This is a genomic window from Nocardiopsis sp. Huas11, from assembly GCF_003634495.1.
GTDB lineage: Bacteria > Actinomycetota > Actinomycetes > Streptosporangiales > Streptosporangiaceae > Nocardiopsis.
On record NZ_RBKY01000001.1, the window covers coordinates 4,194,398 to 4,219,070 of the forward strand.

At 72.8% G+C, this 24,673-nt stretch carries 19 protein-coding genes; 11 read left to right on the forward strand and 8 right to left on the reverse strand.

Going from position 1 to position 24,673, the window contains the following annotated elements; genetic code table 11:
• Positions 1 to 410 precede the first annotated feature (410 nt).
• The 5 genes from DFP74_RS19090 (at position 411) to DFP74_RS19110 (ending at position 8,762) form a co-directional block, all read left to right on the forward strand.
• Positions 411 to 2,528 (forward strand): serine/threonine-protein kinase, encoded by a 2,118-nt coding sequence (locus tag DFP74_RS19090; protein ID WP_233571033.1) that lies wholly within the window; start codon positions 411 to 413, stop codon positions 2,526 to 2,528.
• Between the two features lie 35 nt (positions 2,529 to 2,563).
• A complete protein-coding gene (locus DFP74_RS19095) occupies positions 2,564 to 3,838 on the forward strand; it encodes a VWA domain-containing protein (protein ID WP_121183373.1) in 1,275 nt (424 codons plus the stop codon).
• A 5-nt stretch (positions 3,839 to 3,843) separates the two neighbouring features.
• Positions 3,844 to 5,580 (forward strand): hypothetical protein, encoded by a 1,737-nt coding sequence (locus DFP74_RS19100; protein ID WP_121183375.1) that lies wholly within the window; start codon positions 3,844 to 3,846, stop codon positions 5,578 to 5,580.
• 14 nt (positions 5,581 to 5,594) lie between these two features.
• Positions 5,595 to 6,947: an MFS transporter gene (locus DFP74_RS19105; RefSeq protein ID WP_121183377.1), complete on the forward strand. Its 1,353-nt coding sequence runs from the start codon at positions 5,595 to 5,597 to the stop codon at positions 6,945 to 6,947.
• A gap of 93 nt (positions 6,948 to 7,040) precedes the next feature.
• Positions 7,041 to 8,762 carry a hypothetical protein gene (locus DFP74_RS19110; protein ID WP_121183379.1) on the forward strand — a complete coding sequence of 574 codons (1,722 nt, stop codon included), beginning with the start codon at positions 7,041 to 7,043 and terminating at the stop codon, positions 8,760 to 8,762.
• A gap of 29 nt (positions 8,763 to 8,791) precedes the next feature.
• Here the strand turns inward: DFP74_RS19110 and DFP74_RS19115 are convergent, their stop codons facing one another.
• The 3 genes from DFP74_RS19115 to DFP74_RS19125 form a co-directional block, all read right to left on the reverse strand.
• Entirely contained in the window at positions 8,792 to 9,256 is a 465-nt protein-coding gene (locus DFP74_RS19115; protein ID WP_121183381.1) for a hemerythrin domain-containing protein, read from the reverse strand.
• Positions 9,246 to 10,025 (reverse strand): alpha/beta hydrolase, encoded by a 780-nt coding sequence (locus DFP74_RS19120; protein ID WP_233571034.1) that lies wholly within the window; start codon positions 10,023 to 10,025, stop codon positions 9,246 to 9,248. The genes DFP74_RS19115 and DFP74_RS19120 overlap by 11 nt, the downstream gene beginning before the upstream one ends.
• A gap of 276 nt (positions 10,026 to 10,301) precedes the next feature.
• On the reverse strand, positions 10,302 to 11,345 hold the full coding sequence (locus tag DFP74_RS19125) for an NAD(P)-dependent alcohol dehydrogenase (RefSeq protein ID WP_121183385.1): 1,044 nt from the start codon (positions 11,343 to 11,345) through the stop codon (positions 10,302 to 10,304).
• 93 nt (positions 11,346 to 11,438) lie between these two features.
• Here DFP74_RS19125 and DFP74_RS19130 point away from each other — a divergent pair, with 93 nt between their 5' ends.
• Positions 11,439 to 12,026: a TetR/AcrR family transcriptional regulator gene (locus DFP74_RS19130; RefSeq protein ID WP_121188363.1), complete on the forward strand. Its 588-nt coding sequence runs from the start codon at positions 11,439 to 11,441 to the stop codon at positions 12,024 to 12,026.
• Between the two features lie 98 nt (positions 12,027 to 12,124).
• Here DFP74_RS19130 and DFP74_RS19135 read toward each other — a convergent pair whose 3' ends face one another.
• Entirely contained in the window at positions 12,125 to 12,874 is a 750-nt protein-coding gene (locus DFP74_RS19135; RefSeq protein ID WP_121183387.1) for a class I SAM-dependent methyltransferase, read from the reverse strand.
• Between the two features lie 134 nt (positions 12,875 to 13,008).
• Positions 13,009 to 13,581 carry a helix-turn-helix domain-containing protein gene (locus DFP74_RS19140; protein WP_121188364.1) on the reverse strand — a complete coding sequence of 191 codons (573 nt, stop codon included), beginning with the start codon at positions 13,579 to 13,581 and terminating at the stop codon, positions 13,009 to 13,011.
• Between the two features lie 166 nt (positions 13,582 to 13,747).
• On the opposite strand from DFP74_RS19140, the gene DFP74_RS19145 reads away from it, so the two are divergent.
• From DFP74_RS19145 to DFP74_RS19155, 3 genes are all read left to right on the forward strand, one after another.
• Positions 13,748 to 14,380: a bifunctional 2-polyprenyl-6-hydroxyphenol methylase/3-demethylubiquinol 3-O-methyltransferase UbiG gene (locus DFP74_RS19145; RefSeq protein WP_121183389.1), complete on the forward strand. Its 633-nt coding sequence runs from the start codon at positions 13,748 to 13,750 to the stop codon at positions 14,378 to 14,380.
• 288 nt (positions 14,381 to 14,668) lie between these two features.
• Complete coding sequence (locus DFP74_RS34425; RefSeq protein ID WP_233571035.1) at positions 14,669 to 18,169, forward strand: SNF2-related protein; 3,501 nt, start codon at positions 14,669 to 14,671, stop codon at positions 18,167 to 18,169.
• Positions 18,166 to 18,957 carry an SWIM zinc finger family protein gene (locus DFP74_RS19155; protein WP_121183390.1) on the forward strand — a complete coding sequence of 264 codons (792 nt, stop codon included), beginning with the start codon at positions 18,166 to 18,168 and terminating at the stop codon, positions 18,955 to 18,957. The genes DFP74_RS34425 and DFP74_RS19155 overlap by 4 nt, the downstream gene beginning before the upstream one ends.
• A 102-nt stretch (positions 18,958 to 19,059) precedes the next feature.
• Here the strand turns inward: DFP74_RS19155 and DFP74_RS19160 are convergent, their stop codons facing one another.
• Positions 19,060 to 20,205 carry a hypothetical protein gene (locus DFP74_RS19160; RefSeq protein ID WP_121183392.1) on the reverse strand — a complete coding sequence of 382 codons (1,146 nt, stop codon included), beginning with the start codon at positions 20,203 to 20,205 and terminating at the stop codon, positions 19,060 to 19,062.
• Positions 20,206 to 20,465: 260 nt separating this feature from the next.
• Positions 20,466 to 21,020 (reverse strand): hypothetical protein, encoded by a 555-nt coding sequence (locus DFP74_RS19165; protein WP_121183394.1) that lies wholly within the window; start codon positions 21,018 to 21,020, stop codon positions 20,466 to 20,468.
• 500 nt (positions 21,021 to 21,520) lie between these two features.
• On the opposite strand from DFP74_RS19165, the gene DFP74_RS19170 reads away from it, so the two are divergent.
• Entirely contained in the window at positions 21,521 to 21,931 is a 411-nt protein-coding gene (locus DFP74_RS19170) for a hypothetical protein (protein ID WP_121188366.1), read from the forward strand.
• Between the two features lie 301 nt (positions 21,932 to 22,232).
• Positions 22,233 to 23,249: an SEC-C domain-containing protein gene (locus DFP74_RS35055; RefSeq protein WP_121183396.1), complete on the forward strand. Its 1,017-nt coding sequence runs from the start codon at positions 22,233 to 22,235 to the stop codon at positions 23,247 to 23,249.
• Positions 23,250 to 23,286: 37 nt separating this feature from the next.
• On the opposite strand, the gene DFP74_RS19180 is transcribed toward DFP74_RS35055, so the two are convergent.
• A complete protein-coding gene (locus DFP74_RS19180; protein WP_121183398.1) occupies positions 23,287 to 24,345 on the reverse strand; it encodes a hypothetical protein in 1,059 nt (352 codons plus the stop codon).
• Positions 24,346 to 24,673: the final 328 nt, after the last annotated feature.

Here is a 24,673-nt window from a genome sequence, read left to right on the forward strand (position 1 = left end):
GCCGGTTCTGCGGCGCACGACGACCTACCGACCACGGGCACGGGTGAACCATGAACGAGAGCGGACCAGGGGCCGCCTGCGCGGACCCCGTGTGCGCCGGGACGATCGACGACGAGGGCTACTGCGGAGTGTGCGGCCTGGGGGCGCTGACTCCGAGCACGCCCCCGGCCGCGTCCGGTGTCCCCGGTGCCGTCTCCGCATCCGGCCACCCCGCTCCCGGGGCCGTGTCCGCGCTCGGCCCACCAGTCTCCGGGGCCGCGCCCGCATCCGGTTCCCCTGCCCCCGGCCCCGCGCCCGGTCACCCCTCCGCCGTACCGGGACCCGCCGCCCCCCTCTCCTCGTCCGGCACACCCGGAACACCGCCGCCGGCGCCCGCCTCCGGGGCCGCGTCGGCGTTCCCGGGCGACCCGATGTCCCGGCCCAGCTCCGCCTACGGCCCCGCCTCCACCGGCACCGGTGCGACCGGCGGCCGGGGCCGCTCCTCCGTCGGCGTCCTGGGCGAAGGCCTGAGCGAACTCCCGCCGATTCCGTACCAGGACCCCGCCGACGTCGTCATGCGCGACCCGGAGGTGCCCGAGGAGCGCCGCTTCTGCGGCACCTGCCACGCACCGGTCGGCCGGTCCAAGAACGGTCGGCCCGGACGCCAGAGCGGGTTCTGCCCCGACGACGGCAACCCCTACTCGTTCGTGCCCACCCTGCGACCCGGTGACCTCGTCGCCGGGCAGTACCGGATCGAGGGCGCGATCGCCTACGGCGGCATGGGCTGGATCTACCTGGCCGCCGACCAGAACCTCGACGGTCAGTGGGTCGTCCTCAAGGGCCTGCTCGACTCCTCCGACGAGTACGCCCAGGAGGCCGCCGAGGCCGAACGGCGGTTCCTCATCTCGGTGGACCACCCCAACATCGTCAAGATCATCAACTTCGTGCAGCACACCGACACCGCCACCGGGGCCGAGCACCGGTACCTGGTGATGGAGTACATCGGCGGCGGCTCACTGCAGAAGATGCTGCGCGAGCACCTGGAGGCCACGGGTGAGGGCCTGCCGCCGCGCCAGGCCATCCCCTACACCCTGGAGATCCTGCGGGCCCTGGACCACCTGCACTCCCAGGGCATGCTGTTCTGCGACCTCAAACCCGCCAACGTGGTCCAGGTCGAGCACCGGCTCAAGCTCATCGACCTCGGCGGCGTCCGGCTCATGGACGACAGCGCCAGCCCCAAGTACGGCACCCGCGGTTACTCCGCACCGGAGTTCGCCGAGATCGCCACGGCCGGCACCGACCTGTACACCGTCGGGCGCACCCTGGCCGTCCTGTGCTTTCCCTTCCGCCTCACCCGCCGCGAGAACGGCGTCCTGGTCGACAACCCCCTGCCCGGGACCGACGCACCCGAGTACGAGGCGCTCCACCGGCTCCTGCGCCGTGCCACCGCCACAGAGCCGGCCGAGCGCTTCGCCAACGCCACCGAGATGGCCGACCAGCTCACCGGGGTCCTCCGTGAGATCCGCGCGTTCCAGGACGGCATTCCCTACCCCGCGCCCTCCACGCTCTTCGGCCCCGAGCGCAACGTCGCCGGCTCCGAGCTCGCCGCCTCCGCCACCCGGCTCTTCGACCCCCTCGCCCCCGCGCTCGCCGCCGCGTGCCTGCCCCTGCCCGCCGCCGACCCGGCCGACCCGGCGGCCGCCGCCCTGACCGGCCTGGTGATGCCCACCTCCGAGCAGATGCTCGCCCTGCTGGACGCGCTCCCGCCCACCCCCGAAGGGCTGCTGGCGCGCTGCCGGATCCTCGCCCAGTCCGCCCACCCCGGCACCGCCGCCGCCCTGGCCGAGGCCGCCGCCCGCCTGCCCGGCGACTGGCGCGTGGACTGGTACACGGCCGTCGGCCACCTGGCGTCCGGCGACGCCGAGCGGGCGGCCGCGTGCTTCGACGACCTGGTCTCGCACCTGCCGGGGGAGGCCGCGCCCAAACTCGCCCTGGCCCTGGCCCTGGAGTGCGCCGGTCGGACCGAGGAGGCGGCCCGGTGGTACCGCATCGTCTGGAGCACCGACCACTCCTGGACCGGCGCCGCCTTCGGCTACGCGCGCACACGCCGCGACAGAGTCGAGGTGCTGGACCAGGTGCCGGTCTCCTCGGCCTTCCACACCGCGGCCCAGCTCGCCCTGGTCGCCCACGCCCTGCGCGGTGAGGACGAACCCGGTCCCGGACAGCGGCCCCCTCGCCCCGCGGCCGAGGCGGCGCCGACCGGCGCCGCCATCACGGCCGCCGCCCATCGCCTGGCCGCCCTGCCCGACCAGGGCGGAGCCGTCGGCCGTGCCCTCGCCGCCGACCTGCTGGAAGCGGCCCTGAGCCGTCTGGCGCGGGGCGGGGTCCTTCCGGAGGTCGACCTGCTCGGCGCCTCCGCCACCCCCCACGCCCTGCGCACCGACCTGGACCGCCGCTACCGGGAACTGGCCCGCACCCAGCCGCGCGGCCCCGGGCGCAGGCTGCTCGTCGACCGGGCCAACGCGGTCCGGCCCCGCAGCCTGACCTGAGGACTCCTCCCGTCTGTCCACCCCCAAGGAGACGTATGTCCACCGCCCCGCCCCCACCCCTCAGCCGTTTGGAGGTCCATCAGAACCCCTGTCTGCCCGAAGGCGCCCAGGACGTGCACGCCATCGCCACGGTCACCGTCGACGCGCCGGCGGCGGCCGCGTCCTCCCCGGCGCAGGTCATCGTCATCGACCGCTCCTACTCCATGAACGGCGACAAGATCGCCCGCGCCCGTGAGGCCGCCGTGGCGGCCGTGGACGCCCTGCGCGACGGCAGCCGGTTCGCCGTGGTCGCGGGCAACGGCCGTGCCGAGCAGATCTACCCCCGCCAGCCGGCCGCCCTGGCCGAGGCCACCCCGTCCAGCCGGGAGGCGGCCCGCGGGGCGATCCTGGCCCTGCGGGCCGACGGCGGCACCAACCTGGTGACCTGGCTGGAGCTGGCCTCCGCGCTGCTGGGGGCCGTGGCGCCCGACGAGGTCCGCCACACCACGATCCTCACCGACGGGCAGGGCACCCTGACCGACGCCGTCCTGCGCAGGTGCGCCGGGCTGTTCACCTGCGACTGCGTCGGCATCGGCGAGGACTGGAGCCCCGACCAGCTGCGCCGGATCACCACCGCGCTCTCGGGCACCCGCCACTTCGTGGAGGACCTCGACGACCTGCCCGGGTTCTTCCGCCGCCAGGCCGAACAGACCCAGGAGCGGGGCATGGCCGACCTGACCCTGCTGGTCAAGGCGCCCGGCCAGGTGCGGGTGCGCAAGGTCGCCCAGGTGTATCCGACCGAGCGCGAACTGACCGCGCGCGAGGGCGGCGGGCCGGTCCACGAGTACCCCCTCGGGTCGTGGGGATCGGAGACCAGGGACTACCAGCTCTGGTTCCGGGTGCCGCCCCGTCAGCCCGGCGCGGAGATCCGCGTCGCACAGGTCATGCTCGCCTCGGGCGAGGGCCAGGAGCTGGCCCGGGGGCGCGTCCTGGCGCAGTGGACCGCCGACCTGGCGCTGGCCACGGCGGTGGACCCCAAGGTCGAGCACTACACCGGGCAGCTGGAGCAGAACGGCCTCATCCGCGAGGGCCTGGCCGCCCTGGAGACGGGACAGACCCGTGAGGCCACGGCCAAGCTCGGCCGCGCCCGCGAGCTCGCCGTGGAGTGCGGGCGCGACGACCTGGTCACGGCCCTGGAGCGCGTCGTCGACCAGGACCCGGTGACGGGGACCGTCCGACTGCGCTCGCGGATGAGCCGGGCCGACACGCTCAACCTCGACGTCGGCACGGACCGGACGACGCGGGAGATGACGCCGAGGAGAGGGGAGTAGGCCCCATGGTCACGGCGATCTGTCCCGACGGGCACCCGACCGAGGACACCGACTACTGCGAGGAATGCGGCCTGTCCGTCCCCCGGCCCTCCGGGGCCGCCCGGACCCCGAGGAGCGCCGAACCCGGAACCGGGAGGGGTGCGAGCGCCGGTTCCGTGGGGGCGGTGGGGAGCGCCGGGGGCAGCGCGAGCCCTCACCCGGGGGCCTCCGCCGGTCCGGGCGCAGGCTCCGCCGGCCCAGGGGCGGGTTCCGTTCCCGCCCCCGAGGCCGTCGCGCTCGTCGCGGACGCGCCCACCTCCGCCCACGCCGGCGTTCGGCCTCCCGGGCCCCCGTCCGGCTCCGCGCCCACGGGCGGCCCCGCCACCACGGGAGCGACGGCCTCCACCGGCCCTGCTCCGGCAGGCGCCGCGCACGCGGAGCCACCGGACCCGACCCGGACCGGGGCCGACCCCACCGGCGCCGGGACGCAGACCGGCCCGGCCCCCGCCGGCCTCCTCGCGCCACCGGCGCCCACACTGCTGCTCACCCCCGAGCGGCGCCCCCGCCTCCGCGGCCCGTCCACGGTGGGCCGCCTGCGCCTGCTGGTCGCGATGACCGTCGCCGCGCTCGTCCTGGCCTTCGGCGCGCTCGCCGTGGGCACCCGGGCCGCCCAGTCCGCGATCGACGACACCGGACAGGACACCGGCCCCCGGATCATCACCACCGCCGACCTGCCCCGCGCGCTCGCCGAGACCGACGCCCACCTGGCGGCGCTCGTCCTGCTCGGCGACGACCCGGCGCACGCCGACCAGCGCTCCGCCGCGCTGGAGGCCTACCAGGACAGCGGCCGATCCGCCGCCGACCTGCTCCTGGGCGCCCACGACCTGGCCGTCGACATCGAAGGCCGCCCCGAACCCACGGACGCGGCCACCGATCCCGCCACGGCGGCGATCGAGGGCGAAGCGGCGGCCCAGGACCCGGCGCGGGCGCCCGCCGCCACACCCGACGCCGCTCCGGAGGACGCGCACGGGACCGCCGCGCAGGCGACCGACCTCGCCGAGGCCTACGGCCGCTACCGGGAACTGGCCGGTCGCGCCCTGGCCCTGTCCGAGGCCGCCACCTACCCGGCGGGCGCGGTCCCCGCCGACGTGGCCGCGGCCCGCACCGAGGCCGCCGCCCACCTGCGCGAGGAGGTGCTACCGCTGGCCGAGGCCGTGGGCGCCGAGGCCACCGACACCGCCGTCCGCCGCACGGGCGAGGCGCGCGAGACGGTCGTCACCGCGCGCACCGCCGTCGCCCTCGGCAGCGCCGCGGCCCTGGGCACCCTCATCGGGCTCCAGGTGTTCCTGGCCCGGCGCTTCCGCCGTACCTTCAGCCCCGCCCTGCTCGTGGCCACCGCCGTCACGGCCATCTACACCTACACCGGCGTCACCGTCATGGCCACGCAGACCGAGGTTCTGGAGCGGATGACCGCCGACGGCCTGACCCCGGTCGCGGCGGAGGCCGCCGTCCGGACCGAGGACACCCTGGGAGCCGCAGACGCCACCGACGCCCTCGCGGGCGGCGCCGCGGCCGCCGGCTCCCTCACCCCCTACCAGGACGATCCGGCCCCCGCCGAGGAGGCCGCGGCCGCGTTCACCGCGTCGGTCGCCGCCGGAGACGCCGCCCTCGGCGGCCTGGGATTCCTCATCCCCGTCTCCATGCTGTCGATCGCCGTCGTGGTCGTCGTCGGCACCGCACCCCGCCTGGCCGAGTACCGCTGAACCGGAGGACACCCATGAGTACCGACACCGGAACCCTCCGGGGCGGCCGGCTGGGCCGATGGTTCAGCGGCCCCCGCCGCGCGATCATCGTCAGCTCGATCGGCACCTCCCTGGAGTGGTACGACTACTTCCTCTACGGCACGGCCGCCGTGTTCGTCTTCGGGCCGCTGTTCTTCCCCGACTCCGACCCGGCCACCGGGCTGCTGCTGTCGCTGGCCAGCTTCGGCGTCGGCTTCGCCTCCCGGCCGGTCGGCGCGATCCTGTTCGGGCACTTCGGCGACCGGATCGGCCGCCGCGACGTCCTGGCGGCGACCTTCCTGGTCATGGGCACCTCCACGTTCCTCATCGGGTTGCTGCCCGGCTACGCGAGCATCGGCGTGGTCGCGCCCGTCCTGCTGGTGCTGCTGCGCGTGGTCCAGGGGTTGAGCCTGGGCGGGCAGTGGGGCGGCGCCGTCCTGATGGCGATGGAGCACGGCTCGCGGGAGCGCCGGGGCGTCACCTCCAGCTGGGTGCAGGTCGGCGTGCCCGTCGGCAACATCCTCTCCACCGGCATGCTGGCGCTGGCCGCCGTCCTGCTGCCGAACGAGGCCTTCCTGGAGTGGGGCTGGCGCATCCCGTTCCTACTCTCGGGCGGGCTCGCGCTGATGGGCCTGTGGATCCGGCGCGGGCTCACCGAGTCCCCGGAGTTCGAGGCGATGGGCACCCCGTCCCGCTCACCGCTGCTGGAGGTCCTGCGCACCCACCCCCGGGCGCTCGGATCGGCCTTCCTGGCCCGCATCGGCAGCGACGTGGTGTTCTACGTCTTCACCTTCTACCTGCTCCATTACCTCGGCTCGCAGCTCGGCATGGACCGGAGCGTGGGACTCACGGTCGTGGTGATCGCCTCGGCGGTCCAGCTCCCGCTGCTGGTCCTCTACGGCCGCGTCTCCGATCGGTGGGGCCGGCGCCGCGTGTACGCGTTCGGCGCCATCGGGTCCGGTGTGTGGGTGTTCGTGTTCTTCCCGCTGCTGGACACCGGCACGTTCTGGATCATCACCGCGGCCGTGGTGGGCGGGATCGTCTTCGAGGCCGCCATGTACGGGCCCCAGGCCGCCTTCATCGCCGAACTCTTCGCGCCCCGGGTCCGCTACAGCGGCACCGGGCTGGGCTACCAGGTGGCGGGCGTGCCCAGCGGCGCGCTCGCGCCCATCGTGGCGATCGCGCTGTTCCAGTGGTCCGGCAGCGCCCAGGCCGTGGCCTGGTACGTGGTGGCCTCCGTCCTCGTCACGCTGGTGGGCCTGGCCCTGTCCCCGGGCCCCTGGCGGGGCACGTCCGCCGCACCCGAGGAGGAGCCCGCGCGGGCGCCGTTGACCAGGGACGCGCCATGACGGGGGCGCCGCGCGCCCGGCCGCGCGACATGACGGGGCGGAGGTTCGCGCGAAGCGCTGTGCACCCGGGGTGACGGCCCTAGGGTGGTGCCCATGGACCGTGTGGAAGCGCTGGACGCCCACCTGCGGAGCATGTCGACGGAACGGGTCGCGCGTCTGGTCGCGACCCTGCCCGACACCGCGATCGACCTGCACTGCTGGAGCGCCGTCCTGGAGCGGATCGCCATCTTGGCCTACAGGCCGACCGTCGTCGAGCGGCTCAACCTGGCACAACAGCAGCTGCTCTACGCGATCGCCACCGTCGCCGAGGACCGCAACGGGCTCAGACGGCCGGAGCCGACCCTGGAGGAGGGGACGCGCACACCCGCACTGGGGCCCGTCGCGCTGGAGGAGGTGCTGGACCGGATCGGGGCGCGGCCCTCGGGCCGGGCCCGGCAGCGGGCCGAAGCCGAACTCGACCGGCTGGCGGAGCTGGCGATCCTGTGGCCCGACGGCCGCGACGGCTTCCACCTGGCCGACGACTTCGCCGCCCAGTTCGGGTCCGAGCGCACCCCGCCGGACCTGCGTACCGTCGCCGAGGGGCTCGACGCGTGCGACCTGCACCGCATGGCCAAGGTCCTGGGCCTGGACGACGACGCAGACCGCCACGTCCTGACCGCCGACATCACGGCCCTGCTCACCGACGCGACGCGGGTCGGCCTCCTGCTGGAGGAGGCACCCCACGAGACGGCGCGCTTCGCGCACTTCCACGCCCTGCACAGCATGGTCGTCCGCGCGCCCGCCCCGGGGCACCGGCACGTGGACTGGCTGACCGAACGCGGCCTGATGGTCCCGGTCGGCGACCACGGCGTCATGGTCCCGCGCGAGGTCGCCCTCGTCCTGCGGGCACGCTTCCCGGCACCGTTCTCCCCGGATCCGCCGGTCCTGGTGGGACCGGTCTCCGACCGCGAGTACGACCGGGGATCCGCACGGGGAGAGGCGGTCAGCGGGCGAGCGGTGGCGGCCCGGTCCCAGGAGGCGCTCGTGGCGCTGCTGGACGCCGACGACCACCTGATGGCCGCCCTGGAGGTGTGGCCGCTGGTCCTGGGGGGCGAGGGGGTCCAGGACCACCCCGCGCTGCGCGAGGAGCTCACGGCCGGCGGCACCCACCCCGACGTGATCCGGGTGTGGGTGGAGGCGGGCGCGATCACCGGGCTGCTCAGCGCGCGCAGCGGCGAGGTCGGACCGTCCGCGCAGGCCGCCACCTGGAAGGGCATGGCGCCCGAGTCGCGGATCGCGGCGCTGCTGCAGGCGTGGACACGGATACCCGACATGGCCCTGTGGTGGCCCTCGCCCGAGGAACCGCTGCCCAGGAAGCGCGCGGCGGGTGTGCGCAGGGCGCTCGCGCTCGCCCTGGGGGACGCTCCGGAGGGCCTGAGCCTGGGCGCGGTGTCGGAGAACCCCCAGTACCGGCGGGTCCTGGGCTGGGAGCCGCACGGCGCGCAGCGCTGGCTGGTGGACACCGTGCAGTGGCACCAGCCCTTCATCGGCGCGGACACCGACGCCACCGACCGCGTCCTTCGGGCCCTGAACGAGGCCGAGCGGCTCGGTCTCGTCGCCTACGGGACGCCCACACCGCTCGGGCGCGCCCTGTCGGCGTGGTGCCGGGACGGGGGGACCGACGCGCTGGCGGACGCGGCCTGGGCGGCGCTGCTCGGCCGCGACAGCGGTGAGGAACCGCGCTCACCGGAGGCGGGCGGCCCGGTCATGCAGGGACCCGCCGAATGCAGGGAGAAGGCGCTGGAGATGGAGATTCACGCCCTGCTGGGCACCTGAGCCGCGCCCGGGGGCGACCGGGGCGCGGCTCAGGTGATCGGGCCGAAGATCTCGGTGCGGTCGACGTCGGCGTCCATGCCGTCCAGCACCGCTCCCAGCTGCCGCTCCTCGTACGTGAAGTGCGTCTCCATGACCGCCTCGATCCCGTCCAGGTGGCTGTGCGCCACCTCAGGATCGGTGGACTCGGCCACCGCCCTGCGCAAACCACCGATGAGGTGCTCGATCAAGTTGTGGTCCTGGGTCAGCTTCGCGACCACCGGAGCCAGGTCGGGCCGCGCCCGCAGCAGTTCCGGGAACAACGAACCGTCCTCGGCGCGGTGGTGGCCGGACAGGGCGGCGCAGAACCCGTGGCAGAACAACAGCAGGTCGTCGACGGCCTCGGAGGGGCGGCCACCGCCGTCCAGCCCCGCCCGTGCCAGCGCCAACGCGTCGCGCAGCTTGCCGTGCACCCGCCGCAGTTCCCCGCCCAGGGCGGTGACGCGCTCAGTCGACAAGAACGCCCTCCTGTCGCATCCAGGCCGCGCACGCGGTGGTCCAGGACGCGGTGTGCGGCTCACGCGCGATGAACTCGTGCTGCTCGCCGCCGTGTTCCACGCCGTCGGCCAAGCCGATGCCGTGGCCGCCGTCCGGGTAGACGTGCAACTCCACCGGTACCGCGGCGGCCGCCGGCGCCCGGGTCCACTCCAGGGCGTTGGGCAGGCCCGGCGGGTCCTGAGCGGTGGCCCAGACGAAGGTCGGGCACACCGACGCGTCCACATGCTTGGCCGGGGACAGCTCGTCCCTGATGGGCAGCAGGTCGCCGAGCAGGTTCTCGACCACCGGCTGCGGCAGCAGGTCGAGGTCGGCCAGTGCGTAGGCCAGGATCGCGAAGTCCGGTCGGGGCGGGTCGGTGACGCCCTCCTCGATGGACAGCACCCGGCCGGTCATGAGCAGGCCGGCGAGTTGGCCGCCCGCGCTCGATCCGATGACGCCGACCCGGTCGACGTCGAGGCCGTGGTCGCCGTGGCGAATGTGGTCCAACGCGGCCCGGGCGTCTTCGAGCGGGGCCGGGAACCGGTCCGGCAGCAGTCGGTAGGACAGGACGAAGGCGTGGAGGCCGAGGCCGGACAGCCAGCGGGCGTAGCCTTCGCCCTCGTGCTTGGGAAGTTCCTGGAAGCGCCCGCCGGGGAGGACGAGGACGGCGGGTCGGGGGCCGACGAAGGGGTCGTCGGCGGGGTCAAGCGTGATCCGTTGTGCAATGGGGGTGGGAATGGCCGTAGCCACCTTTCGAGACGACGCCTCCATGCCTGACGATCCGTCCGCCACCGGCACGCGACGCTGCCTGGGATTGTAGCGGCGGAGCCCGCGGGTACCACGGTGACCTGTGTCGCCATCGTGGCCCGGTGCCCCGCGGTGCGCTGGAGATCCACGTCCTGCCGGGCACCCGAACAGGGCATAGGAGCGCCGCCCGCCCTGCCGGCGATCGTTTCTCGGCGATCGCGGGCGAGGAGGACGGCGCGTGCCCGGCCTGTCTGCGGCGGTCCGGTCAGTCCAGGTCGGTCAGTCCAGGTCGGACATGTCGAGCACGAAGCGGTAGCGGACATCGTTGCGTTCCAGGCGTTCGAGGACCGTGTTCACCTGGGCCGACGGCACCAGTTCGATGTCGGCGGTGATGCCGTGCTCGGCGCAGAAGAGCAGCATGGCGGCGGTGGACGCGCGACCGCCACTGCCGGCGGAGCTGAGCTTCTTGCGGCCGATGAGCAGGTCGATGGTGTTGACGGTGACCGGGCCGAGGTGGCCGAGGTGGCTGAGGGTGCCGTCCATGGCGACCGTGTGCAGGTAGGGAGCCAGATCATGAGGGGCGGAGATGGTGTCGATGACCACGTCGAACCGGTTCCGGACGGCTGCCATCTGCTCGGCGTCGGTGGAGAGCACGAATCCGTCAGCACCGAGGGCGCGTGCTTCCTCGGCCTTGTCCGGCGTGCGGCTGATGACCGAGGTGTCGGCGCCGAGCGCGCAGGCCAGTTTGACGGCGAGGTGCCCCAGGCCGCCCAGGCCGGCCACGGCGACGGTGGTGCCGGGACCCACACCGAGGGCTCGCAGGGGTTCCCAGACGGTGACGCCGGCGCAGAGCAGCGGAGCCGCCCCGGCCGCGTCCAGGCCCGCCGGCAGGGGATAGGCGAACCTCTCACGGACGACGTATTCGCGGGAGTAGCCGCCCAGGGTGGTCGCTCCGTCCTGGCGGTCGCCGCCGCCGTAGGTCAGGGTCGGGAAGTCGTGGCAGAAGTTCTCCTGACCGGCCTGGCACATGGCACAGGTTCCGCACGAGTCGACGATGTTGCCGACGGCCACGGACTGGCCCGGGACGAAGCCGGTGACCGCGCCGCCGATCTCGCTCACCGTGCCCGTGAACTCGTGCCCCGGGACCAGGATGCCGTCGGCGTTGCTCTGGTGGGCGTGCAGAGCGTGCAGGTCGGTGAAGCACACGCCGCAGTAGTCCACGCGCACGGCGACATCGTCCGGGCGTAGGTCTCGGCGCTGGAGGCTCGTGCGGCGCAGGACCTGTGTCGCGGGGCCTGCCATCCAGCCGGTGGTCGTGCGCATTTCTCTCCAAAGACAGACTGTTCGGTCTATTTGACCCTAGGCCGCCCGGTCCGCATATGCAAACAGACTGGTCTGTCTGGTAGCGTCGTGCTCATGCCCGACCAGCCATCGAGCGCGCGCGGAGCCGCGACGCACCAGCGGATCATCGACGCCGCGACGCAGGAGTTCGCCCGGTACGGCATCGCCGGAGCCCGCATCGAGCGGATCATCGCCGCGGCCCGCACCAACAAGGCACAGCTCTACGGCTACTTCGGCAACAAGGAGAAGCTCTTCGACGCGATCTTCTTCGCCTCGCTGGAGCGCATCACCAATGTCGTCCCCATCGACGTCGAGGACCTGGCCGACTGGGCCGTGCGCCTCTACGACGAGTACCTCGCCCGCCCCGATCTCATCCGGCTCGCGACTTGGGCGCGCCTGGAGCGGCGCCCGGCCGGATACCTCGTCGCCGAGCACGGGAAGTACGACGACCACAAGCTCAGTGCCATCGCCGAGGCTCAGGCCGCCGGGCGCGTCAGGCAGGGCGACCCCTTCGACGTGATGGCGATGGTCATCGCCATGTCCATGGCGTGGTCGCCGGTGAGCAACGTCTACGCCGCCACGGCGGAGGAGCCCTCACACGTGCACGACCAACGCCGTGACCTGTTGCGGGACTGCGTTCGCCGTGCCGTCGCTCCGGAGTAGGCAGTCTCCCTCCCTCCGTGTGGTGGCCAGTGCGGTGAGCGCCCCTCGTCGCACGGCTTCGGCGGGACCGGGGCCCTCCGCTTCGAGCCCGCGACCGTCTAGGGCGCTTCGACGACGAAGAACAGGAAGCCCAATCGGGTGGACAGGCCATGGAAGTCGTCGGGGAACAACGCACGGGCGGCCGGATCGGGCTGCGGCTCACTGATGACGGAGAGGCGGAAACCGGCGGCGGTGAAGGCATCGGTCATCGCGTGCAGCGGCCGGCGCCAGAACGTCAGCACGGCGGGCCGCCCGTCGAACGTGAACTCGTCGGAGTATTCGGTGGTCGCGAAGTAGTCCGGCCGCGGGTCCTGGATCAGGTAGTCCGCGAACGGGTGCTGCACCGAAGCGATCAGTCGGCCGCCGGGCCTGAGCACGCGCCGTATCTCGCCCAGCGTCGGTCCCCAGTCCCGCAGGTAGTGCAGGACCAACGACGCGACCACGTCGTCGAACACACCGTCGGCGAAGGGGAGGGGGTCGTTCAGGTCGACCACCCGCAGGTCCGTGTCCTCACCGAGCCGCCGCCTGGCCAGCTCCAGCATCCCGGCTCTGGCGTCGATGCCGGTGACGTCGGCGCCGCGCTCGCGCAGAGCGGCGGACAGGGGGCCGGCGCCACAGCCGGCGTCCAGGATCCGGCGGCCGGCCACGTCCCCGGCCAGAGCCAGCATCGCGGGCCGCTCGTAGTAGGCGTTCTGGACGCTGTTCTCGTTTTCCGCCGCGTACGCTTCGGCGAAGGCGTCATAGTCGTTGGCCTGGGCCGGATCAGTGGGCTGGGAGACGGCCTCGTGCCGGTCGGTTGCTCGGTCCATCGCCGCAGCCTAGCCCTCACCCGATGCGTTGGACAGAAATCGAGGTGGGGCTCGTGCCGGCCACGCTGCGTGCCGCGACGGGGGACGTTCGCCGAGGCCGCCGAGCGGGACGGGCCCCGCGCCGGGCGACGGTCTCAGGTGGTGCGCGCCCTGAGGTGGGCCCGTTCCCCCTGGCGTCCGAACAGAACGAGGAGCTCCACGGTCCGCTCGTCGTCGGGACCGAGCCAGTGCGGCACGTGGGTGTCGAACTCGGCGGCCTCTCCGGGCTTGAGGACCACGGTCTCCTCACCCAGCAGCAGGCGCAGCCGACCGGCGAGCACGTAGACCCATTCGAAGCCCTCGTGGGTCTTCAGCCGCGGTTCGGCCTCGGGCCGGGGCGGGATGAGGAGTTTGTGGGCCTGGACGCCGCCGGGCCGGCTGAGCGGCACGAAGGTCATGCCGTCGCGGGTGACCGGCTTGAGGTGGATGCGCGGGTCCCCGGTGCGGGGCGCGCCGACCAGCTCGTCCAGGGGCACGGCGTAGACCTCGGCGAGCGGCAGCAGCAACTCCAGGGTCGGTTTGCGCTCTCCCCCTTCCAGACGGGAGAGCGTGCTCTCGTTGATCCCGGTGCGCTGGGACAGGTCGGCCAGCGTCAGGCCGTGGTGGTGGCGCAGCTGCCGCAGCCGGGGTCCGACCGCGGCCAGTTGGTCCTGCTTCTCTGTGCTCATACCCGCCAGCATGCTGAAACGGCATGAGACTTTGCAACTCCGGCACGGGAAAGGGCAGTGTCGTACCAGAGGCCCTCGACCCGGCTCAGCACGGGCCTGGCCGTTCCTGGGCCGAGGGCCCTGCCGCCGTCACCGTCTCACCATCCGCGCTGGAAAGGCCTCGCACATGGACACCGCCAACGACTCCGCGACCTTCTGGGAGCACCACTACGCCGGCATGGACGCCGGGTGGGGCACCACACCCAACACCGTGCTGGTCGGACTGCTCGCCGACCTGGCGCCCGCGCCGGGAACAGCCCTGGACCTGGGCTGCGGCCACGGCGGCGACGCGCTCTGGCTCGCCGACCAGGGATGGGAGGTCACCGCCGTCGACGTGTCACAGACCGCTCTGGACCGGGTGTCAGCGGGCGCCGCGTCCACCGGCGTCACCGACCGGCTCCGCACCGAGCGCCACGACCTCGCCGCGACCTTCCCCGAGGGAACCTACGACCTGGTCACCGCCACCTACTTCCACACCCCGGTCACCCTCTCCCGCGAGGAGGTCCTCCGCCGGGCCGCCCGGGCGGTGGCCCCCGGCGGGCAGCTGATCGTGATCGAACACGCCTCGGTGGCCCCCTGGTCGTGGCAGGCCGACCAGAACGTCCGCTTCCCCACCCCCGACGAGGTCGTCTCCTCGCTACGACTGGACGACGACTGGCACGTCGAGCGCAGCGAGGCGCCCCAGCGCGTCGCGACCGGCCCTGAGGGGCGGACCGCGACCGTCACGGACAACGTCATCGCCGTCCGACGGGTCCGCTGACGGGAGGGAGGCGCGGGGGTCTCTCAGCGCGCCGGGCGGGCCGGGCCGGGGAGGGGCGGGGAGGGGCGGGGCCCGCTGCCTGGCAGCCATGGGCATGGGGGTGGGGGAGTGGCGGCCCGGAGCGTGCGGGATCGCGTGGTTCGGCACCCGGGCACGCTACAGGGGTCGCGGGCACGAAGTCGGGGAGGGGCGGTTCTCGGGGGAGGACACGGGATCGGGTGGGTGGGAAAGCGTCGGGAAACCCGGGATCGACCGCAGCGGTGCCGCGGAGTCGGCACACTGGAGGGCGTGACTCAACGACGCCTGGTCGAAGGCTTCTGGTCGGGTGGCCGGCTCGTGCTGTGGGGCATGGAATCCGCCCCGACCGCCCCCGACGCCGCTTCTTCTCCGGACGCCCCGCCAGAACACCCCGCCCTGGAGGCCCGCCTCCATCCCTTCGCTCTGTCGGTCGACGACGTACTGGCGCTCGTCGGTCTGCCCGCGGATGGAGTGGAGGTCGCGGCGGCCGTCCTGCGACTGCCCGGTATCGACGACCGCCCGGACCTGCCGCCGAGTCCACACGAGTCGACTGATGCGTCGGCCGGGACCGGAGAGTCGGAAGACCTTGGGGCCCAGAATTCTGCCGGATCTGAGGCGTCGGGTGAGCCCGGAGAGTCGAGCGGCCCCGAGAACTCTGAACCGGACGAGCCCGACGAAGTCACCGCGTCGGGCGGCGGCGGAGTTCAGGAAGCACCGCAAGCGCCGGAAGAGCGGGCCGAGCGGGCCGAGCCGGACACACACTCGGACGGCCCCGTCCTGCGCCCCTGGACCGTGCCGACCGTACGGCTGAACGGCGCCCAGGCCGTGGCGGTCCTGCGCCTGGCCCAGGGCGCGACGTGGGCCGGGCCGGGGCTCACCGCCCTGGCGGTCCTGCTGCGCGCGGCCGAGCAGTACGCGACCGGCGGACGAGTGGTGCCCCAGTTGGTGGAGGAGGACGAGTGCCCGTCGGCCCCTCGCGGCCGACCCGCCGTCCACGCCCGGTGGCGGCCGGTGCTGTCCCCGGACGGCGCCGCCTGGCTGCGGGCGTACGTGCGCAGCCTGCCCGCGTCGGTGCGCGCCCACCAGGCGCCCCAGACCAGCGCACGGCGAACGGGCGAGGCCACCGTCGCCGACATCCTCCACGGGCTCCGGGTGCTGGTCGACGCGCTCTGCCGGGAACGCCTCTCCGATCGCCGGGCGGAGGTCCCCGCCGGGCACGGGATCCACCACCTGTGGCTGGAGGGACTGACCTCGGCCCAGGGCTGCCTGTGCGCCACGACCGGCACCGCGGGCCTCACCCGCCTCGACCGATCGCTCTGCGCCTGGTCCACCCGCGTGGAGGAACACGTCGGCGGACTGCACCTGGCCTTCCGCCTCGTGGAGCCGCCACCGGACCTGTTCGGCGGACCGGCCGTCGACGGGGCCGATCTCACGGACGAAACGGTGTCCGACGAGGCCGGGTGGGCTCTCCCGGCCCGGTCGGCGCACACCACCGCCCCGGGGGTTCCGGCCGGGCCTGCCCCCGGTTCCGGCTTCGAGCTGGACCCCGACCCCGAGCCGGACTGGAGCCTCCAGGTGTGGGTGCGCTCCACCGGCGATCCCTCCCTCATGCTGCCCCTGGACGAGGCCCTGGCCGACACCGAGATCCCCTGGCTGCCGCACGACGCCGCCGCCGTCATCACCACCGAACTCGACCGCGCCGCCCGGATCCACCCCGCCCTCGGCGGCCTGCGCGCCGAAACCCCTCCCGCGCACCTCGACCTGCCCTTCGAGGACGTGCCCGGATTCCTCACCCGCGGCGCCCCCGCCCTCGAAGGCGCCGGGTTCCGGGTCCTGCTCCCGACCTGGCTCGGCAAGGCCGAGATCGGGACGGCGGTCCGGCTCAGCGAACGCACCGACGACCACCCGCACCCGGACCCCGCCGCCGACGGCGGCCTCACCCGCGCCCTCGTCGACTTCGACCACCGGGTCGCCATCGGCGGCACGGAGCTGACGCGCGAGGAACTCGACGCACTCGTGCGCCTGAAGTCGCCGCTGGTGCGGATGCGGGGCGAGTGGGTGCACGTGGATCCCGCGCGGTTGCGCCGGGCCGCCGAGTGGGCGGCCACTCGCGGCACCGGAACGGTCCCGGTGGAGGAGGCCATGCGCATGCTCCTGCACATGGGCGCCCCCACCATCGACCCCGCCGGCACCACCGACCCCGCCGGCACCGACGCCCTCCTCGGCGCCACGGCCGCCGTCCACGCCGACGGTGACCTCGGCGCGCTCCTCCAAGGCCGGGCCGAGGAGGCCTTCGCGCCCATGACCGAACCTCCCGGCCTGACCGCCCGCCTACGCCCCTACCAGCGCCGCGGCGCCGCCTGGCTGCGCTACCTCGACCGGCTCGGCCTTGGCGCCGTCCTGGCCGACGACATGGGCCTGGGCAAGACCGTGCAGCTCCTGGCCCTGCTCGCCGACGAACGCACCGACGGGCCGCGTCCCGCGCCGACCCTCCTCGTGTGTCCCACCACCCTCGTCGGCAACTGGCACAAGGAGGCCGAACGCTTCACCCCCAAACTCCGCGTGCACGTCCACCACGGCACCACCCGCCCGCGTGGCGAAGCCCTGCACACCCTCCTGGAGACCACCGACCTCGTCGTCACCACCTACGGGGTCGTCCGGCGCGATCAAGACGACCTCGCCGCCCAGACCTGGCGCCGGGTGGTGTGCGACGAGGCGCAGGCGATCAAGAACGCCCGCACGGAACAGTCCAGGGCCGTCCGCGCCATCCCCGCCACCGGACGCGTCGCCCTCACGGGCACCCCCGTGGAGAACCACCTCGGTGAACTGTGGTCCGTCATGGAGTTCGCCAACCCCGGCCTGCTCGGACCGCGTGAAGCCTTCACCAGCGGCATCGCCGCCCACATCCAGTCCCGCCCCGACAGCGAACAGGGCCGCGCCGCCACCGCACGTCTGCGCCGGGTCACCGCGCCCTTCCTGCTGCGCCGGCTCAAGACCGACCCCGCCGTCATCACCGACCTGCCCGACAAGCAGGAGATGAAGGTGTGGTGCACGCTCACCACCGAGCAGGCCGCCCTGTACCGCGCCGTCGTCGAGGAGATGACCCGCAGCGTCCGCGAGGCGACCGGCATCCAGCGCAAGGGTCTGGTCCTCAAGACCATGACCCGGCTCAAACAGGTGTGCAACCACCCGGCCCACCTCCTCGGCGACGGCTCCCGCCTGCGCGGCCGCTCCGGCAAGCTCACCCAGCTCGAACACCTGCTCGGCGAGATGGTCGGCGAGGGCGACAAGGCCCTGTGCTTCACCCAGTACACCGAGTTCGGGGAGCGGCTCGCCCCCTACCTGCGCGAACGGCTCGACACCGAGGTGCTGTGGCTGCACGGGGGCGTGTCCCGGCGTCGGCGCGAGGAACTCGTCGAACGCTTCCAGGACTCCGACGAACCCGCGGTGTTCCTGCTCTCCCTCAAAGCTGCCGGCACCGGCCTCAACCTCACCGCGGCCAACCAGGTCGTCCACGTCGACCGCTGGTGGAACCCGGCCGTGGAGGACCAGGCCACCGACCGCGCCCACCGCATCGGGCAGTGGCGCACCGTCCAGGTCCGCAAGATGATCTGCATGGGCACTCTGGAGGAGCGCGTCGACGCGATGATCGAACGCAAGAAGCAGCTCAGCGACAGCGTCGTCGGCAGCGGCGAGCAGTGGCTCAGCGAACTCGGGGTGGAGGAGCTGCGCGAGGTCATCCGGCTCGCGCCCGAGGCGGTCACCGGATGAGCGCCTACGACTGGACCGACGACCGCGGCTGGGGCCGGCGCTTCCTGGATCCGCTCCGCGAGACCGGCGACGGGACGCGGTTCGCGCGTGGCCGCGTCTACGCGGGACAGGGGCGGGTCACCGCGGCGACGATCACCCCGGGCGCGGTGCGCGCCGTCGTGGGCGGATCACGGCCGTACACGGTGACCGTCCACCAGACCACCGTGCCCCACGACGTCCTCGTGCGGGCCATGCGCGCGCTCGGCGCCGACCCGTACCTGCGCGAGACCCTCCTGGCGAGCGAACCCGCCCCCGGCGTCGAGGACATCCTCGACGCCCACGGCGCCGACCTCTTCCCCGAGCACCTGCACGACCTGCGGACCCGGTGCACCTGCCCGGACCGCGGCGACCCGTGCAAACACGTCGCCGCGGTCCTGTTCACCCTGGCCGAGACCTTCGACCGCGATCCGCTCGCCCTGCTGAACTGGCGGGGCGCCGACGACCACGTGCTCGCGGCCCTGGCGGTCGACTCCGGCGACCCCGCCGAGACGGATCCGGAGGAACCGGGGCCGCTGTCGGTGGACCTGGACCCGCTGGTGGAGTCGGCCGCCGACTTCTGGACCGGTTCCGCGCCGCCCCCGGTCCCGCCGGCGGTCGCCTATGACCCGCTGCCGCACTGGGACGCCGGTCCGCCACCGGTCGTCGCCGCCCTGGGGCGCCTGTACACGGCCCTGCGGGAAGTCCCGGCGCAGCCGGGGGAACCGGTTGCTTCGGGGGAGACGGCCCGCTCGGCGGACGTGGAGCCGTAGGTCGCCCCGGGATGCGCCCGGGACCCGCCCGGGATGCGCCCCGAATCCGCTCGGGATGTGCCCCGGATCCGCCCGGGACCCGGCCGAGGCCCGCCCGGGACCTCAGCCCTTCGCCGGTCCCCGTCGCAACCCGAACGGAACACCGAAGCCCGTCAGCCAGTCGCCCTCCTCCAACATCCGCAGAGCCTCCTGCGTGACCTCGTGGTCGGGAGCCGCCCGCGGCGGCCAACCGAAGTGCTCGGACACCATGCCCCAGCTCGGCCCGTGGCCGTGCTCGTCGCGGAAGGCGCCCACCCAGTCGGCGATCTCGGACTCGCGGCCCTCCACGAGCGCCCGCGCGCGATCGAGGACCGGCACATCCAGGGGAGTGGTGGCGGGCGCGGTCATCGGGGGCGTGGGCGGCGGAACGGGCACGTGCGCCAAAGGACGGGTGGCCTCGGTCAGACGCGCGACGACGTCGCCGTCCGTCATCCGGAAGTCCTCGATCCAGCCCAGTTCCTCCCAGCGCACCAACAGGGACATGAGTTCGTCCGTCCCGGAGATACGGACCGCCGCGACGACCTTGTCCGCCGGCACGCGGATGTCGCCCTCGGGTGTGGCATGGGCGGCCACGTAGACGGCGGTCATCCGCATGCCGTTGGGCTTCTTGCGCATCTTCTTGTGCGACAGCGTACGGCTCACCCAGCCCGAGGCGCCCGAGCGGATGCCCTGGCCCACGTTCCACGGGTTGCCCTGGATGGTGGGCAGCCCGCACTGGGCCGGCGCCATGGCCTGGGCCTCGACCGCCTCCTCCGGGGTGGTCTCCAACCATCCCGGCGCGACCAGCCGCCGTACCGAGTCGTGCGGATCCTCCAGACGCAGAATGCGGAAGTCCTGGGCGGTGAGGTTCGCATACCCCCGGATCGCGCCGCGCAGCGCGCACGTCAGCGCGAGCAGTCGGGTGTCGGGGTCGTCACCGGCGCCGTCGGCCACCACCTTGTCCCAGACCTGGTGCAGCAGCTGCCACTGCAGGAACGTGAACGGGGGAGTACGACGCTTCTTGGGGGCGGTTTCCTGGTCGGCCTCCTCACGCGACTCTCGAACGGCCTTCTTCTGCCCCCACCCGGGCGGGATGGAGATGCCCTGCTCCTTACAGCGCGTGCACGCCATGGCCGCGGCCAGGTCCTGGCCGGGCTTGTGGAACTGCAGAGGGGGGAGCGACGGGGACCGAGGGGCGGTCACACTGTCGGCTACGGAGTGTTGCGTCATGTCTTGGAGGATAGCGACGGCCGTGCCCGCCTGTCCGGAGTCCGAGCAATCCGTTCCGGGCACGAAGCCGACACCGCACGCCATCCGGGCCCGCCCCGCGCCCTCTGCTCACACGGAAGACGCGCACGTGGAACCGGCTCCACGTCCACACCGATCGACCCGGGCAGGCCCGCACCCCCGTCCTGTGCGACAGGGCGAAGGCGAGGGCACTCACCCTCAAGGGACCAGGGCCTTGAACCCGCGGCACTCCCACGGCGGGGTCACGGATCGTCCTCGGGCCGCACGAGTGAGGCGTGGACGAGCCGCACACGATCGCGGTCCCGGCCCGTGGCGATCCGGTAGGCCACCGCCACCCGCGAGCGGCCCAGCTTGGTGACCACGCCCGTGTACCGCTGCCGCTTGTACGGGAAGCTCACCTTCTGCCCCACGCGCAACGCCGTGATCGCCTCGCGCGAATCCACGACCACCGCACGCCGGCGTTCTCTCTCGGCCTCCTGCTCCTGGACCCACGCTTCCCGCGCGGCCTGCGCCGCGGCGTCGTCCTGTGCTCGTCTGGCGATCTGCCGATCGCACTCCTGCGCCAGCCACGGGAACGTGCGGGCGATGGCCTCACACGCCGCCCGATGCCGCACCGCGCTCTGGTCCCGGTCGTAGTCGGTGCACGCGTGGCGCAGGTAGTTCACGACCAGCCGGTCCACAGGGACCGGCCCGTCGTCGAACGTGCCTCTCTCCAAGGCCAGCGCTCGGGCATGCTCGCGCGCCGAACGCTCCAGTCGGGAACGGTTGGGATCGAAGGGGAAGGACGTGATGATCACAGGTGCCTCACAGCGGTCGCGTGACGACTTCCACTTCCATAGTCCGTCAATCCCGCCGATCCCGCTGAGGGCCTGTGGACAACTCAGAACCGGACCGATCCCGCGCCCGCTCCGCCCACCCACGACGGTGCGGGACGCGTCAAGGCCACCGGCGCTCTCACGAGGATCTGTTTCCCGTCCTGGCGCCGAGGTCGATGTGGAAAACACACCGGAATGAGAGAAATCCACATCTAGATACGATTCGTCATGGCTCAGTCGATTATGGGTGTTGCTGGTTGTTTTGTGGTGATCAAATAAGGTCGGGCGATAGACGGATTCGTGTCATGGTCAGCTGGTGCAGTCGGTCGTGGGGAATCAGGACATGCGCTGGTCGCCCAGGAGGGAGGTCAAGGTTCCCGAACGGTCGCGTCTGCACACCTGAGCGACCTGGCCTGGTTCGGTCAATGGCACGGGAAGGATTTCCCTTGTCGGTCGGAAACGCGCGGTCGATGATGGCGGATATGGCTTCCAAGAAGAACACCAAGAGCCTGGCGCGCTACTGGGGTGTGGCCGTCATTCTGTTCGCCCTTTTCGGATGGTTCCTGCCCGAGGTGGGGCCGATGTGGATCGCCGTTGCCTCGGCGGTCTCCGTTCTCTACGTCTGTTTCCAGATGCCGTTGCCGTGCGGTGCTTGGAACCGTGACCGGACCCGTTGCCGCAACAACTCCTCCGGTCTCCTCCCCGGCTGCCGCATCGAACAGCACCGGTGGCAGACGGCGAAGCTGATGCTGTCGTCGGGAGGATGGGGGGAGTTGCGCGCGAAGATCTTGGCCAGCTGGAAGAGAGCTCTGCCCGCGGTCGTCGCGGGAGCCACGATCGTCTCCGGCATCGCCGCGGTGGCCCAACTCGCCTTCGCCGTCGCGATCGCCTGAGCCGACGAGGGCAGCACGCACGGGTGTGTCGTCAGAAATCGGTCCACCGGACCAGATCGGACGTGACGGTCTCCCACAACCGGCGCGCCAGTTCGCAGAGATCCCAGACCACCACCAGCGCTGCACACCATGCGTTCGCCGGTGAAGAGCGACGCCGGGCTCTCCACCCGCGTCTGGTGGAGAGCCCGGCCCGCGCATCTCAGTCCTGCGCTGCCCCTGGCCAACTGCGTGAGACGCGTTTCCTCGGCGGCGGATTCGGCGAACGGCTCCCACGCAGGTGGGCGACACCTAACCTGGGGCCATGAACGACCGCGACACCGCCCTCGCCCCGGCCCGAGACGACGCGGCCCTGCTGCCCGCGCTGCGGAAGCTGGACCTGCCCGACCGACTGCTGCAGGACCTCGCCCATGCGCCGGACCAGGCGGGTGAGGTTCTCCTGGAGTTCGTCGCCGGTCTGAGCAGGGCAGGCAGCACCGATCAGGCCCGGCGCGTCCTGGAGACCCTGCGGGCGTACCCGCCCACCCTCGAGGACCGCCAGTACGCCTCGATCGAACTCTCCCACCTGCTCCAGCAGAGCGGTGAGGAACAGGCGGTCGCCGAAGCCGAACGGATCACCGCCGAACTGCTCAGCCCGGGTGGTTTGAGCGAAGGCCCGGCGGAGCTGCTCGCCGAGGACCTGGAAGCGAGGGGTCGGCTGGCCGACGCGCTGCGGTGTCTCAACCTCGCCTCCCGCGACCTCCTGGCCGAACCGGCGGAGGTACTGGAGGGCGCCGAAGCCCGCCACCTCACCGCGCTCATCCGACGGTCCCGCGTGCGCGCGCAACTGGGCATGGAACTGGACGCACACGACGAGGTGGCGGTGGCGTCAGCACGTCGACTCCTCGCGCAGACGTACGGCGACGAGCAGGTGGACGCGGCCAGGCCGGAGAGCCCGGAACCGGACCGGGCGGTGGAGGCACTCTACTCCCGGCAGGCCTTCGACGAGGCCCGTGCCCGGGGCCTGCTCACCGCGGAGGCCGCCGAGCACGGCGCCGACGCCTACTATCGCGCAGCCGACCGCGACCTGCGCGAACAGGGCCGCCAGGCCCCTGAGACGCGGTGGTACGTGGCGCTGCACGGTGTGGCGGAGATCGAGGCCTTCGCGGAACAGACGGGCTCGGATCCGGCGGACCGTGCCACCGTGCTGAGCTGGAGCGAAACCGAGATCACCGTGGACGACCCGCGGCTCGTGCCCTGGCCGCCCCAGCGCAACGAGACCTGCTGGTGCGGCTCGGCCCGCAAGTACAAGAAGTGCTGCGGATCGCCGTCCAACCGCTGACCACGCCCCGGAAGCGGTGTGCCCATCGGTCCGGGGCTCAGAGCGCGCGGCCCGCGCGGGCGGCCTCCTGCGGGTCGACCTCGATGACGTGGACACCCTCGGCCGAGGAGACCACGATCGTGCCGTCGGGTGTGGCCGCGAGGTCGTGCACCTCAGCCGGTACCTCCCAGGGGATGACGACCACGTCGGGGGTGTCCGTGTCCAGGAAGAGGTGGCACAACCAGACTGGAGGCTCCTGGGAGGAGTACGGATTCCGGACGAGAACGGCGACCGGCCGGCCGCCCCACTCGGTCACCCGCGACACCAGCACCCACGGATCCTCCTTGGGAAACACGGGCTTCAGATCGGGCAGGGTGACGATGGTCCCGGCTTCGGCGAGGTAGGTGCGTCCGGCCGCGTGGGCGATCTCGACCGCCCGCTCCTCGGGGACCCCGGGGACTCCGTCGTAGAGACCGACCTTTCCCACCCAGGAACCGTCGTCCGCCCGCTGCACGTAGACGAAGGGCTTGTCGATGACACTGAAGCCGTCGGCCCAGAACTCGACGGTCTCCTCAGTCGTCGGCCATGCCAGGTAACCGTGTCCCAGGGTGAGGCGCTCGCTGACTTCCTTGTATCGGTAGTGGGAGCAGGCCAGATCGGGCATCGGCTCGCCGGTGGCCAGGTCCACCGCCCGCACCCAATGCCCGTAAAGACCCTCACCGTGCTCGTGCAGGAAGAGCAGGTCCCGACCGCCGCACCGGCCCACGGCCAGGTCGCATTCGCCATGGCGCCGCCATGGCTTGAGTGTGTCCGGCAGAGGGAGGGTCTCCAGAACGGACCCGTCGCGCATATCCGCGACGACCAGGGACGTGGCGGTGGTGAAGGCCAGAACCGGTTCGGGCCCGAACCGGGGAAGGCTGCCCAGGCGGACCGGCTGGTCGAAGGAGTGCACGGGGCTCAGCGGGCGCCGGCTCCTCAGGTCGAAGACGGCCGCCAGGACGCGGTCGTCGAACGTGCCGGGTTCGGATTCGGTGTCCACCACGACGAGCAGGGTGTCCCCGGCCCGTTGGAAGGAGGCCCCACCCCAGTCGTCGTCCAACAGGCGCGTCGCCCGCATCGGATCCCCTTCTGTGGTGGCGGTTTCCCGGCATCGTAGTGCTTGCCCCGTGCCGGGCGCGGCCCGGATCCGGGTGGGTGCACGACGCTCGCCGAGCTGTGATTCCGCCGGCGGAGAGCAGGCCCGCATGGGACCGGCCGGTGGAGGAGAAGGCAGGGTCGCGCACCGGTTTCCCGCCTCGCGGCGCGCGCGGATTTCATTCACTGAACACCCCTTGACACCCGCATAGTCGCGAAGCTATATCTAGAAAAATGCCCGATTAGACCGAACCTGATCTCCGACGAATCAAGATGTTAGCGCTAACACAAAAAAGAAGAATGTCAGTCGA

Bases quoted from the DNA above. Each gene is read 5' to 3' on its own strand.
- DFP74_RS19125 (WP_121183385.1), bottom strand. From the start codon at position 11,345: ATGCGCACGACCACCGGCTGGATGGCAGGCCCCGCGACACAGGTCCTG.
- DFP74_RS19100 (WP_121183375.1), top strand. From the start codon at position 3,844: ATGGTCACGGCGATCTGTCCCGACGGGCACCCGACCGAGGACACCGAC.
- DFP74_RS19140 (WP_121188364.1), bottom strand. From the start codon at position 13,581: ATGAGCACAGAGAAGCAGGACCAACTGGCCGCGGTCGGACCCCGGCTG.
- DFP74_RS19110 (WP_121183379.1), top strand. From the start codon at position 7,041: ATGGACCGTGTGGAAGCGCTGGACGCCCACCTGCGGAGCATGTCGACG.
- DFP74_RS19180 (WP_121183398.1), bottom strand. From the start codon at position 24,345: ATGCGGGCGACGCGCCTGTTGGACGACGACTGGGGTGGGGCCTCCTTC.
- DFP74_RS19095 (WP_121183373.1), top strand. From the start codon at position 2,564: ATGTCCACCGCCCCGCCCCCACCCCTCAGCCGTTTGGAGGTCCATCAG.
- DFP74_RS19155 (WP_121183390.1), top strand. From the start codon at position 18,166: ATGAGCGCCTACGACTGGACCGACGACCGCGGCTGGGGCCGGCGCTTC.
- DFP74_RS19145 (WP_121183389.1), top strand. From the start codon at position 13,748: ATGGACACCGCCAACGACTCCGCGACCTTCTGGGAGCACCACTACGCC.
- DFP74_RS19160 (WP_121183392.1), bottom strand. From the start codon at position 20,205: ATGACGCAACACTCCGTAGCCGACAGTGTGACCGCCCCTCGGTCCCCG.
- DFP74_RS19135 (WP_121183387.1), bottom strand. From the start codon at position 12,874: ATGGACCGAGCAACCGACCGGCACGAGGCCGTCTCCCAGCCCACTGAT.
- DFP74_RS19130 (WP_121188363.1), top strand. From the start codon at position 11,439: ATGCCCGACCAGCCATCGAGCGCGCGCGGAGCCGCGACGCACCAGCGG.
- DFP74_RS19170 (WP_121188366.1), top strand. From the start codon at position 21,521: ATGGCTTCCAAGAAGAACACCAAGAGCCTGGCGCGCTACTGGGGTGTG.
- DFP74_RS19105 (WP_121183377.1), top strand. From the start codon at position 5,595: ATGAGTACCGACACCGGAACCCTCCGGGGCGGCCGGCTGGGCCGATGG.
- DFP74_RS35055 (WP_121183396.1), top strand. From the start codon at position 22,233: ATGAACGACCGCGACACCGCCCTCGCCCCGGCCCGAGACGACGCGGCC.
- DFP74_RS19090 (WP_233571033.1), top strand. From the start codon at position 411: ATGTCCCGGCCCAGCTCCGCCTACGGCCCCGCCTCCACCGGCACCGGT.